This is a genomic window from Spirosoma knui, assembly GCF_054780635.1.
Map to the genome: position 1 here is coordinate 94,288 of NZ_BAAGVY010000007.1, position 12,690 is coordinate 106,977.

Below are 12,690 nucleotides of genomic sequence, written 5' to 3' on the forward strand. Positions count from 1 at the left end.
GGAAGCCCAATACGTACTCTAATTTGAATAATGTGGTTCAGCTTCAGCAAACCTTATCATCATTCATTGTGCATTCATCACTTCAGCCGTTCTTCATACTCCTGAATAGCGGCCAATATCTGGGGATCTTTCTCTTGCTGCTTTACCTGAGCAAGCACTTGTTTGGCTTCGGCATTCTGACCGGCTTCAGCCAGACTAACACCTAAGTAAAATTGTGCTTTCCGACTGCCAGGATTGTTTACCAGAATTTGCCGGAACCGCTCGATGGCCTTATCATACTGATTCGACCGCATGGACAGCAAGCCGAGGTTGAATAAGGCTAACTCGTTCGTTGGCTCCTGCTGCAACACCTCCCGCAGCATCGTAATTCCCTGCATGGGGTTATCCGTATTTACATAGGTCATTGCCATATTGGCTTTGGCCGCCAGCAAGTTAGGATTTTTCGCAAGGGCTTTCTGATAATAATCGCGAGTTTTTTGTCCCAGTAACGTAGTCTTCTTTTCGTCAACGGAAAATGTATACGCTTCAAAATATTGGTCGCCAGCCCGTAGCAGATTACGCTCCGAAGGCTCCACTGTCGCTAGCAGTTCAGCGTAACGCGCTGCGCTGTCGTAGCGGGTAATGTCCCGAAAGAAACTGATCAGCTTTGCGCCTGCTGCTTCTTTCTTAGCTGGATCGGTTGTTGTAAAATCAGCCTGTAGAGAAGCCAGCTGTTTTTGCTGCTCTGGGGTTACAGGCTTTTCGTGAATCGTTGCAGGAGCTGATCCGCCCACGTGCGAGGATTCAGCCGTTGGCGTTTGCGTGGTCCGAGCCCCCAGTTGCTTGTTTTCATCGCGCACCACCACCTTGGGCAGGGTATATAAACCCGCCGTTAGGGCTGTAGCCAGAACAACAACAAGCAGAATATATTTATTCATAATAGGAACCCGTAACAAACGCAAACGCCATACAGGCTTTTCAAATTACTCAGCCGCTACTTTCGCTTTGTCGCTGGTTTTCACCTGCTCAACAAACACCTTGGCGGGCTTGAAGCTCGGAATATAATGCTCGTCGATCACCATAGCAGTGTTCTTCGAAATGTTCCGGGCTACTTTTTTGGCTCTTTTCTTGTTGATGAAACTGCCGAACCCTCTCACATAAATATTCTCTCCCTCGGCCAATGAGTCCTTTACTACCGAAAAGAAGGTCTCAAGAGTATTGGTAACCTCGGCCTTATCGATTCCGGTCTTATCGGCGATCTCTGCAATTACGTCTGCTTTCGTCACGACTTCTTAAACTTTAACGTTTACTGTATTGTTGAAAATTCGGGTGTCAAAAATGGGAGCACAAAGGTAGGGGTTTCCAGTAAATTATAAAACCCATTGCTTCCGTTTTTCCTCTGAACGACGCTTTTTTTGTTTTTATTTTGAATTGGCAATCAGACATTAACGTCACCAAACGTAACGTCGCGCCGACGCTTGAGCGTTGGTACGATCATCATAAACGCGACCTGCCATGGCGTCATACGCGTGATGCCTATCGCATCTGGCTGTCGGAAATAATTCTCCAGCAAACCCGCGTAGCACAAGGCAAACCGTATTATGAACGCTTTGTCGAAGCTTACCCAACTGTGGTCGATATGGCCCGTGCTGATGAGCGTGAATTACTCCGGCTCTGGCAAGGATTAGGCTATTATTCACGGGCCCGTAACCTGCATCAGACCGCTCGTTACGTAACGGACCAGTTAAACGGAAAGTTTCCTGCTACGTACAGTGGTTTGCTGAAAATGAAGGGGATAGGTGCTTATACGGCTGCGGCTGTAGCGTCCTTTGCCTTCGGTGAACGCGTACCGGTTGTTGACGGAAACGTGTATCGAGTGCTGGCCAGACTGTTTGGTATTGATGAGGACATTACAACTACGAAAGCCAAGAAGCTCTTTGCTACGTTGGCAGTGGAGTTAATCCAGTCAGCAGGCGATCCGGCAACCTATAACCAGGCCGTCATGGAGTTCGGAGCTATCCAGTGCAAGCCGGTAGGACCCGAGTGCCTGTTGTGTCCGCTCCAGGCGCAGTGCGTCGCGTATCAAACAGGTCAGCAGAACCGGTTGCCGGTTAAAGCAAAAAAAGCACCGGTACGCGAACGCTACTTTAACTACATCGTCTTTCAGCAAGGAAACCGGTTAGCCATGCGTGAACGAACGTCGCGTGATATCTGGCAGAATTTACATGACTTCTACTTAGTGGAAACTGATGAACCTACGCCTACGTTAAAGGATTTGCTGTTGACCGACGAAGCGGTTGCTGAACTAGTCGGGGCGGGGCGTTGGATTTCTCCGGCGGTAGAAGCAGTTCAGCTTTTGTCGCACCAGCGGATTCGGGCCGTTTTTCATCATATTGAGTTGCCTGATGGGCTGAGAAGCCGCTTGCCTATGGGCTTTCAGTGGTATACAGAACAAGAAATAGGAGGGCTCGCAAAGCCTGTTTTAATCACAAACTATTTAGCGAAGGTGTTTGGATAAATTGGTTTATTTCAGTATCTTTAATACTCTTAAGCCTTAAGCTTTTATTCATACAAAACCAATAAACTACAAGCATGGCAAGCCTAAATAAGGTGATTTTGATTGGCAATGTGGGCAATGATCCTGAGATCCGTTATCTGGATGGTGGCTCGGTTGTTGCCAAGTTTAGCGTTGCTACCAATGAGCGTTATACAACCCGTACTGGCGAACAAGTTGAATCAACCGAGTGGTTCCGCGTGGAGGTTTGGAACGAGCAGGCAAAAATCATTGAGAAGTATCTAAAGAAGGGTAGTCAGATATACGTTGAAGGGCGCTTGCGTACAGAAACCTACACAGACCGTGAAGGTAAAGAGCGGTTCTCGCTTGGCGTACGGGCTTCTACGTTCCAATTCCTGGGTGGGCCGAACGAACGTCAGGATAATAATGGGTACGACGCACCCGCTGCGGCAGCACCCGCACAACCGGCTCCGCGTCAGCAGGCGGCTCCCGCTCCGCAACCGGCTGCAACGCAGGACCGTCGTCAGCCTGCTCCTGCTGCGCCCCGCCAACAGCCTGAGCGCCGACGGGAGCCCGATCCAGTGCCTTTTGAGAGCACCAGTGGTGACGACGATCTGCCGTTCTAAACCGCTTCAAGCTCGATTGTTGAACGAGATTTAATCTACATGGACCCTAGTGATCCGCTTCCTCGACAGGTGTTCCCAGCCGATTCTGGCTGGGGCACCTATTTTGATTTTTACAGCCCGTATGCGGCTTTGATATTGCTGCTGATTGTACTTGCTGGCTTAGTGTCGGCATCCGAAGCGGCATTCTTCTCTCTTTCGCCCGACGACCGGGCTCACTGTCGTGATAGTGACAAGGCGCAGGATCAGCGTATTGCTCTGTTGCTCGACCGCCCAAAACGCCTGCTAGCCTCGTTGGTTATATTCAATAATCTCCTGAATATTGCCATCGTCGTCATTGTCACTTACATCACCTGGGAGTTTTCTCAAGCTTCTCACGCATCGGGCTGGGTGCTATCCGGAGTAACTTTAGCGACTACCATTGCTATTGTGTTGTTTGGGGAGATTGTACCTAAAGTATACGCCAGTCAGAATAATCTCATTGTAGCCCGCCGAACGGCCCTGCTCGCTCAAATTGGGTTAGCCGTGTTCCGGCCGTTAGCGATGTTGCTGGTTAACCTGAGCAATCAGGTCGATAAGCGCATTCAACGACGCGGTTATAAATTGTCCGTAGAGGAACTGAGTCAGGCCGTTGAACTGACGGGCAACGACGCTACAACGGAGGAAAAAGAAATCCTGAAAGGCATCGTGAACTTCAGTAATCTAACGGCCCGTCAGGTCATGCGGGCGCGGTTAGATATATCGGCCGTTGATAATGAACTGACTTTCTCGGAACTGATGGCCCAGATCAATGCATCAGGGTACTCGCGGGTACCGGTCTACCATGAATCGCTGGATCAGATCGAAGGTATTCTTTACATCAAAGACTTATTGCCCCATATTCATCAGGACGATTCGTTTCAGTGGCAGTCGCTGGTACGTCCGGCTTTTTTCATTCCTGAGAACAAAAAAGTCGATGACCTTTTGCAGGATTTTCAGAAACGGCGGGTCCACATGGCTATTGTCGTTGATGAATACGGCGGAACGCGCGGTCTGGTGACGCTGGAAGATATTATCGAGGAAATATTCGGGGAAATAAACGACGAGTTTGATGATGAAACCCCGGCTGGTTATCGTCGTGAAGATGATCGAACCGTAGTGTTTGAAGGAAAATTACCTTTGACGGATGTATGTCGGGTCTTAAACGTAGACGCTACTACGTTTGAAGCTGTTCAGGGAGACAGTGAATCGCTGGGAGGATTGCTGTTAGAACTGTTCAGCCGGTTGCCGAAACCTGGCGATGAAACGGCCTACGCTGGGTTTACTTTCCATGTTCTGTCCGCCGACGACAAACGGATCAATGAGGTACGGGTAATCAAAAATATCCCGACAGAATCGAGTGAAGTAAGTCGATAACTACCGTTAACGTAAACGACGCCTATAAATATCGTCAAGCGGCTGATAATTGATACTTTTATAATCAATCAGATCAGTATACTATGACGAGCCTTATTGACAAATTAAAGTCAGTCGCTAAACGGACACTCAAGCCCGAACGTCCAGCCACACCCATTACAGAGTTTGATTATACTACGTTACCTTGGATCGATAAAAAAGATGCCGATATTGAGGCCTTCCTAAAAGGCTATAAACGAGGTAAAGAGTTGCCGTACGATCTGGCCGAAAAGATGCACTTCTGGCGCGATAACGGCTACGTCATTCTGGAGCAGGCACTTCAGACCACCTGGCTCGATCAGCTATGGAGTGAGGTTGAAGAGTTGATCGAACATCATGACAAGTACAAGACCTTAGTACGTGTAGATTTACCCGAATATGCGGCCAAGCCTGTGTTGCCCGTTAGCGAGGTTCCTAAGAATATCCTAGATGGTCCATACATCAAATTCATGGATTTTCACGACAATTCGGTAATTGGCAAGAAGGTCATGCTTCACGAGAACATCATTACGTTTCTGGAAGCGGTATTTGGCGATAAGGTCATTGGGATGCAGAGCTTGCTATTTAAATACGGCAGCCAGCAGGCAACCCACCAGGATTTCGCGTACGTAGTGTCGGAGATTCCCAGCCACTTGGCCGCAGCCTGGATCGCCCTGGAAGATGTACATATTGATTCAGGACCCTTATTTTACTACCCAGGATCACACACCGTTGGCAAGTTCAACTTCGGGAATGGTATTTTCTTCAATGGCCAGTCTACCCATGATCCTAACGATTTCGCTAGGTACCTCGATGAAGCCTGCCAGAAAGCAGGGCTGGAAAAGAAAACGCTTTTGATCAAGAAAGGGGATGTACTGCTCTGGCACGCAGCGCTGGCGCATGGTGGCGACGAAATTCGCAATAAGGCTTTAACCCGTAAGTCGTTCGTGTGTCACTACTCGTCCGACAAAGCGTATAAACACCATCGGCAGCATCCAACGGTTGAACCTATACGACGGACCATCAACGGAGCCGATGTATTCGCTAATCCGCACATGCCCGACCAGGAAGATATTTTTGACACGGGTAAAACCATGTAGAAACAAAAACGGCGGGCTCATCTGGTGAGCCCGCCGTTTTTGTTAGACCCATAGCCCCCGGCCGTGGTTATAATCGTCGCCAATGCGCTGAATATCCTCGGTTGAGTACGTCAAAAAGCTTTTTTTGCGAAGCTGGCGAAGACGACGTCTTTCGAGCCAGGATAGTTTCCCATCAACCAACGCACCGAAGACAATAAGCCGTTCGAGGCTTCGGCGTACTTCAACCGGTGCCTGGCTGGCGCGTTCGATGAAATGGCCAGTTAACGTAGCGTCCAGGCGAAGCTCAAATCGATCACTTAATGTTTCGGTTAAAAGAAAATGGGCGTAGTTATATTGACGCTTTAGAATCCCCGCGTATTGTAAAGCTTCCAGAATCAAGGGTCGAAACTGGTCGTTATTGCCCCATTCGTCATACAACTCATTGACGAATTCCCGAATCGTCATGGGGGCCATAACCCGTACCTGCGCTTCGTGCAAGACCTGCCAGGAAGCCCAGGCGTTCCAGAATGCATAAACCGGCATACCGGCAAAGTCCGTTACCTGCTGTAATACGTAACTACCCGCCGACCGACGAACGACAAACTTGAGCACTAAATTACTTAAGCCAGCTTTGACAACAGTCGCCAGGAAAAACAAGAGTAATCCCCAGCGCGGCAGATTCAAATATGGATCAACCCCGAAGCGCACTAACCCCCTGTTGGCTTTCTGAACAGCAGCATCGGCTAACGAACGGAGGTGGCGATCGTACTGTGCGTCGTGGGCCCGAGGAAACTGGCATACCTGCATGATGGTTTTCACGCCCCGCAAGTTAAGAGCAATCAGCAGGTTGATTTCCAGATAAATCAAGAGAATTCCGTATACAGTTGTGAGGAGGGGAAGTTTGTACAGGCTCCCCATAAAGACTACGGATGTGTCCACAAACAAGTCGGGCCAGATATACTGAGGAATATACATCAGCAGAACGCCTAATACACCCAGCAAAGCGGCCATCGTTAACGTAACCGTCTTCGTCCGGCGTATTACCCGGCTTTCGAGCGAATTCAGTACGTACGGTTCGTCCGTTGGGTGCGATGTATCAAGTGCCTGCCGCAGATAGCGTAAAGCCAGGTGGTCGAGTGGACCTGTGCTGTTGTTCGGTGGCCGGGTTGACATGTTGAGTAACGTGACAGTGGATTTATTTCTACAACTACAGAACCGGCGGGGTTGTTGGCTGAATCGTCGCTTTTCCTGAAAGCAGCTTTAGTAATCGGTCAAAAGCAGCGGGTTAAAGAATGATTAAGACCCTGCCTCCTGTCAGTAAAAAGAAACGATCTTACCCTTTACCTATAAAAATTTGTCCTTATGTCAGTGATCATACGTATCCTACTAGGCTGTGCAATTGTCGGACAAACGGTTGCGCAAAGCGTAGCACCAGCTAAGTCTAAAACTGCCCAACAGCGCGTAAAAGACGAGATGGTTGAGGCTTCGCAGCGTTTTTTAGCGAGTCTTTCGGTCGACCAGCGGAAGCAGGCAACGTATCCGTTCGATGATCCGGAGCGGTTCAACTGGCATTTTGTTCCCCGCGAACGCAAGGGCTTGCCCCTGAAGCAGATGACGCCTGAGCAGCGTCAGGCTGCCATGGCGTTGCTGAAAACAGGTCTTAGCGAGCAGGGATACGAGAAAGCGACGTCCATTATCGATATGGAAAATGTATTACGTGTCATCGATAACCGGCCACCCAACGATACGTACCGCGACCCGGAGAACTATTCGTTTACTGTTTTTGGTGACCCATCGAGTCAGAACCCGTGGAGTTGGCGTATAGAAGGACACCACTTATCGCTTCATTTCTTGTCTACTGTAAGTGGTACGGGCTCGGCGCGTGTACTGGCACCCACACCGACGTTTTTCGGGAGCAACCCCGCCATTTTAGAATATGATCCTAAAATGGCTGACAAACGCATGGCCGACCCAAGGGTAAACTCATTGCCGCAGAAAGGACGACAAATTCTGAAACAGGAAGCTGAACAGGCTTTTGCGTTGCTCAAGACATTAAATGAAGGCCAACGTAAACAAGCCATTGTAGCCGCCGTGGCTTATCCCGAAATTGTTACCAGTAACAAACGGTTAGCTTCGCTGGAGCGGATGGACGGGTTGACCTATGCTGACATGACAGCCGAGCAGCGCAAACTTTTCCTGAGTCTGCTTCGGGTGTATCTGACCAATTACCGCGTTACGCTGGCTAAGCAGCAGATGGACAAGTTGGAAAAAGCAGGATTGGATAACCTCCGATTTGCCTGGGCCGGTGACCTGACGCCAGAATTAGGCGAAGGCAAAGGCTGGTATTATCGCATTCATGGGCCAACGGTTCTGATCGAATATGACAACACCCAGACCAACGCGAACCACGTTCATACAGTTGTCCGCGACCTGACGAACGATTTTGGCGATGATCTGCTCAAGCTGCATTACGAAAACAGCAAGCACGGTAAACAATGAATCCGATGAGCAGACCGTTTAACAATTTTTAAGCTGTTAATAAGTTGGTTTCTTCGTAACTTGTACAGCTTATAGCATTCGTACAACGTTTATAATTCATGAAGAAACTCCTGATTTTTGCATCAGTGGGTTTGCTGTCTACAGCCGCATCGGCTCAGCAAACTCAGTGGTATCTAACCGATAAAACAGATAGCACCGCGGGCATAAGTGTTGAACGCACCTACCGCGAACTCCTGAAAAATCGCAAGCCAACCCCCGTTATCGTGGCCGTTATCGACGGTGGTATCGATACGACGCACGAAGACCTCCGACGGGTCTTATGGGTGAACCCCAAAGAAATTGCGGGCAATGGCCGCGACGATGACAAAAACGGCTACGTGGATGATGTTCACGGCTGGAACTTCATCGGTGGTAAGGATGGACGTAACGTGAGCTACGAAACCGCTGAAGTAACCCGTCTGTACGTGCAACTGAAGCCGAAGTATGAAGGCAAGAGCCGGGCCGCGCTGAAACCCGACGAGCAGAAAGAATACGACCTCTACGTAAAAACGAAGGCGGAGGTTGAGAAAAACCAGGCGCAGTACAAAGCCCAATATCAAGGAATAAGCCAGTTTGCCGAACAATACACGGCTGCTGTTGACGCCATCAAGAAAGCGCTTAATGTTACCAAGCTCGATACCGCTACGTTACGTAATGCCAGCGAAACGGTTGCCGATGCCGCGTTGAAACGGCCAATCACGGGCGTGCTGCGTCTGCTGCGTCAGCAGGGTGCCGCCGACGCGGATGACGTAACGAAAGAGCTGGAAAAAGCGAACGAACAACTCAAAGCCCGCGCTGAATACAACTATAATCCAGAATTCGATTCCCGCGCTATTGTAGGTGATCGCCCCGACGATTTGAATCAGCGTGATTACGGTAATGCGGACATCGCCGGACCTCGCGCCGAACACGGCACGCACGTAGCGGGTATCATTGGTGCTGACCGTACCAATAACCTGGGCATCATGGGCGTTGCGGATGCGGTACAGATCATGGGCGTTCGGGCGGTACCCGACGGTGACGAACGTGACAAAGACGTAGCCAATGCCATTCGGTACGCCGTCGACAATGGGGCTCAGATTATTAACATGAGCTTCGGCAAGGATTATTCACCCCAGCGCAAAGCCGTTGAAGATGCTGAGCGGTATGCGCTCTCGAAGGGCGTACTGCTGGTTCACGCGGCTGGTAACGATGGCAAGGACATCGATACGGCGGCAAACTACCCCGCTCCCCGCTTTATGGATGGGAAGGAGATTCCGAACGTAATTACGGTTGGGGCCAGTGCGGAACGTAACAATAGCGAGTTAGTGGCCAGCTTCTCGAATTATGGCAAGCAAACTGTCGACGTGTTTGCGCCGGGTAAGGACATTTACTCGACCGTTCCGGGCAGTAAGTACGAAAATAACAGCGGTACTAGTATGGCCTCACCCGTAGTGGCTGGGGTTGCGGCCGTTCTGAAGTCGTACTTTCCGAAGTTGACCTATGCCGACATCAAGCGAATTATTGTTCAGTCGGCAACCCCGTACAAAACCAAGGTACGTCGGCCTGAATCAGGTGAAGGAGCTGGCCCAGGCAGCACCGTTGAATTTGCTACGTTATCGAAAACAGGTGGTATCGTAAACTTGTACGAGGCTGTCAAGCTAGCGATTGCGCAGGAAGGCAACTCTACGAAAGGGAAATAGCCCAAGCTAATTAACAATTTATCAATAAACCCAGAGCTATAGCAGCTCTGGGTTTATTGTTTAGTAAAGCGGCCCACCCGCGTTGTTAACCCATCGGTAAGCTGTACGATATACTGACCCGGTACAAGATGACTAACGGGCACAACCATCCGCAGTAGGCCGTTCGCCGTTCGCAGCGGCAGAGCGTTGTAAAGTAGAAGGCCCTGTAAATCGTACACGCTTATCTGCACGCGCTGCGTGGTTGCGCTTACGTACTCAACGGTCAATAGACTTTCCGCCGGATTCGGGTAAAATATGAACCGGTTGTCTGGTCCCAGCGACGTACCAGTCACGATGGCTGACTGAATAATTCGCGCTGGCGACCAGCCGACGCAGTTTTGCTGCGTGATCCTGACGTTATAAACGCCCGGCTGTGCAACTGACAGGCGGTACGTATTGGCATTCTGTAATGCGATGGTATCCCGAAACCATTGATAGCCGTACGTCGCGTCAAAAGGAGCTGTGAGAGTGACTGCTGCCCCTCGCGGAAGTATTAACTCGGATTCCGGCGGTTGTAATTCAACGGTGTTTACTGTGGTTAGCCGTACGACTGTGGCCGTCGACAGCGCCTTGCAACCCGCCTGCGTAACCTGGACCTGGTAGCTGCCTGGTTGATCTACCGAGAGTGACGACGAACTGACACCAGAAATTCGTGTGCCATTCCTAAGCCATTCATAGGACGTATCGGAGTCGCTCATCGCTTTTAAAATAATGGGTTTCTGGCTACTGCATACCCATTGATCGCCAGTTGGGCTTAGGGTGCTGACAGGCGTACGTACCTGAATTTGCACGGCCGGAGAGGTGGCCTGACAACCGTTAGCGTCAGTTATCTTCACAACGTACGCACCTGGCTGGTTGAGTTGTAAGGACGTAGTACTGGCACCCAAAATAGGTAAGCCATCCCGCAGCCATTGGTACGTCACTCCCGGTGCCTGCGTCGACGAGCGCAGTGATAACGTAGCGCCCGCGCAGAGGGTAGTGGTGGCGGGTGGCGCAATGCTGGCCGTTAGATCGCAGCGTACCCGTCGGAGTCCGCTTACAATTAAGGAAAACGGTTGGGTCGTGTATGTTAGCTTACTCTTGTGCGAAATGGTTACTGTGTAGGTCTGCCCGGCTACGGGCCTGGCGATGTAAATCTGCTCGACATTATCGCGAAAATTATCGTTGGTGATAGCGGCTCGGTTAGGTTGGTCTGGGTCAAGCACGAAAGGAAAACTAGTGAACTTGCCATCGGTAATACGAAGGTCGAGATCGTTGATCAGCTTCGGCGTTCGTTTGTTCAGCGAAGCCGTGCTAACCGGGGTTGCTGTGCCTGCTGGGTCTGTCCAGGAAAGCGTAATAACCAGTGGTTCGTTGCCCTGAGCGACGATTTTGTGCGTAAACGTGCTTCCTGATTTCAGGCTCTGCTCCAGCAACTGATGGGCCAGCTCTTCGTTGAGGAGCGCGCGAGCGGCTGCTTCCGTATTCAGCAGGCCCCAACCCTGGCGGTAATCAGGGCCAGCGGCTGGATTAGTGCGGTCGGCCGTATGTAAAGCCAGGCCACGTAACGTAGCGGCCCGCATGAACTGACTCGCTGTGTTGCCCTGAGCCGCTTGCTGCCGGGCATATAATTCCTGCAACAAAAACAAGGAACCCGATACGTTCGCCGACGCCATCGACGTACCACTCAGCAGGCCGTAAGCCGTATTACTGCCCGCCAGGGTGGAAAATACATCCGTGCCGATACCAAGTAAGTCAGGTTTGATACGTCCGTCGTCCGTTGGACCCCAACCGCTGAACGAGGTTGAGTTCAGCGAAACAGGCCGGTTTTGCTTGTCAAAAGTCACATCGGCCGCGCCAACGGTTAGAACGTTTTTGGCGGTTGCCTCCGCCGGTATAACATCGTAACTATCATTGCGACGCCGGGCGGCCGTACTTTTCGTTGTCGTATTCTTTAAATAGTAAGGCGTACCATCGGGCGGGCCGGTATCGGCGCGTTTGTTATCCGCCGATCGGACCATCAACAGGAATGGATTGTTGTACGCAATTCGATCCAGGTCCTGCGCTTTCTCGGTGTAAAACCCGAACTGATAATCTTCTGTAGCGCTCACGGTTGTATTGCCCCACCACTCCCATTTTAATTTCGGATCTGTACCCGGCCGCGACGGATTATAGACCCAGCCAACTACTGGGCCATACGCATGATTCGACAGCAACAGGTTAGGGGCTGCCTTAACGAGTTCGGCAATGTCATTTGTGTAGTCCCAGACCGACAGTTGGGCACCGTAAGCCATTCCTCTCGCTTTTGCGTTAACGCCTTTGGCAATAAGCGTTCCGGCGAGGTGGGTGGTGTGATCGTTCAGGATGGCAGTGTTATCTGTTTGGGTGATGCGGGACGTGCCCAGTTCCTGGTGGGTGGTCAGCACCCGTCCGCCATCCCAGAGGCCAAGTTTGCCTGTCATTAGTGGAGCGTTACCCGACAACGCTATAGGCAACGTTCCGTTTCCCTGTACGGCCACTGTCCTTGTTCCTTCGGCTGCTTCAGTATTATGCAGCACATAATAAACCGGCTCGCCAAAGCGGTCTACGTCCTGTAGCTGAATGGTGCGTGTACTGGAATATTTTTTGTGGATGGGCCAGGCCCGCTGCTTCGCTAACCGAAGCGTCTGGCGCTGAAGGTTCGTATACCGGTGTAAAATCTCGTTTTGCCAGTGTGGGGTCTTCCCGGAGTGTGTAGCTTGTGCCCACGCCTGCGTTGCCAGTCCGTTAGCGTATAGCCAGACCAGGCATAGCACGACTGTTGGGCTAGCCCAAATGGGATGCATTACGCTATTCCGGACGGT

Annotated in this window: 10 protein-coding genes; 6 read left to right on the forward strand and 4 right to left on the reverse strand. The window is 50.8% G+C overall.

Translation table 11 applies throughout. The features are described 5' to 3' along the window. Positions 1-77 precede the first annotated feature (77 nt). On the reverse strand, positions 78-917 hold the full coding sequence (locus ACYVIY_RS15750) for a tetratricopeptide repeat protein (RefSeq protein WP_460977328.1): 840 nt from the start codon (positions 915-917) through the stop codon (positions 78-80). 45 nt (positions 918-962) lie between these two features. Then, positions 963-1,265 carry an HU family DNA-binding protein gene (locus ACYVIY_RS15755; protein WP_171741255.1) on the reverse strand — a complete coding sequence of 101 codons (303 nt, stop codon included), beginning with the start codon at positions 1,263-1,265 and terminating at the stop codon, positions 963-965. A 140-nt stretch (positions 1,266-1,405) separates the two neighbouring features. Here ACYVIY_RS15755 and mutY point away from each other — a divergent pair, with 140 nt between their 5' ends. From mutY to ACYVIY_RS15775, 4 genes are all read left to right on the forward strand, one after another. Beyond that, positions 1,406-2,497: an A/G-specific adenine glycosylase gene (gene mutY, locus ACYVIY_RS15760; protein ID WP_460977329.1), complete on the forward strand. Its 1,092-nt coding sequence runs from the start codon at positions 1,406-1,408 to the stop codon at positions 2,495-2,497. 74 nt (positions 2,498-2,571) lie between these two features. Next, a complete protein-coding gene (locus tag ACYVIY_RS15765) occupies positions 2,572-3,120 on the forward strand; it encodes a single-stranded DNA-binding protein (protein ID WP_460977330.1) in 549 nt (182 codons plus the stop codon). A gap of 39 nt (positions 3,121-3,159) precedes the next feature. Continuing rightward, positions 3,160-4,512: a gliding motility-associated protein GldE gene (gene gldE / locus ACYVIY_RS15770; RefSeq protein ID WP_460977331.1), complete on the forward strand. Its 1,353-nt coding sequence runs from the start codon at positions 3,160-3,162 to the stop codon at positions 4,510-4,512. Between the two features lie 83 nt (positions 4,513-4,595). Continuing rightward, positions 4,596-5,630: a phytanoyl-CoA dioxygenase family protein gene (locus tag ACYVIY_RS15775; RefSeq protein ID WP_460977332.1), complete on the forward strand. Its 1,035-nt coding sequence runs from the start codon at positions 4,596-4,598 to the stop codon at positions 5,628-5,630. A 42-nt stretch (positions 5,631-5,672) separates the two neighbouring features. Here ACYVIY_RS15775 and ACYVIY_RS15780 read toward each other — a convergent pair whose 3' ends face one another. Beyond that, on the reverse strand, positions 5,673-6,782 hold the full coding sequence (locus ACYVIY_RS15780) for an LBF_2804 family protein (protein WP_460977333.1): 1,110 nt from the start codon (positions 6,780-6,782) through the stop codon (positions 5,673-5,675). Positions 6,783-6,971: 189 nt separating this feature from the next. Here ACYVIY_RS15780 and ACYVIY_RS15785 point away from each other — a divergent pair, with 189 nt between their 5' ends. Together ACYVIY_RS15785 and ACYVIY_RS15790 are read left to right on the forward strand one after the other, a co-directional pair. Then, positions 6,972-8,108, forward strand: coding sequence for a DUF3500 domain-containing protein (locus ACYVIY_RS15785; protein WP_460977334.1), 1,137 nt, complete (start codon positions 6,972-6,974; stop codon positions 8,106-8,108). Between the two features lie 98 nt (positions 8,109-8,206). Beyond that, entirely contained in the window at positions 8,207-9,829 is a 1,623-nt protein-coding gene (locus ACYVIY_RS15790; protein ID WP_460977335.1) for a S8 family peptidase, read from the forward strand. 53 nt (positions 9,830-9,882) lie between these two features. On the opposite strand, the gene ACYVIY_RS15795 is transcribed toward ACYVIY_RS15790, so the two are convergent. Beyond that, on the reverse strand, positions 9,883-12,672 hold the full coding sequence (locus ACYVIY_RS15795; protein WP_460977336.1) for a S8 family serine peptidase: 2,790 nt from the start codon (positions 12,670-12,672) through the stop codon (positions 9,883-9,885). Positions 12,673-12,690 lie beyond the last annotated feature (18 nt).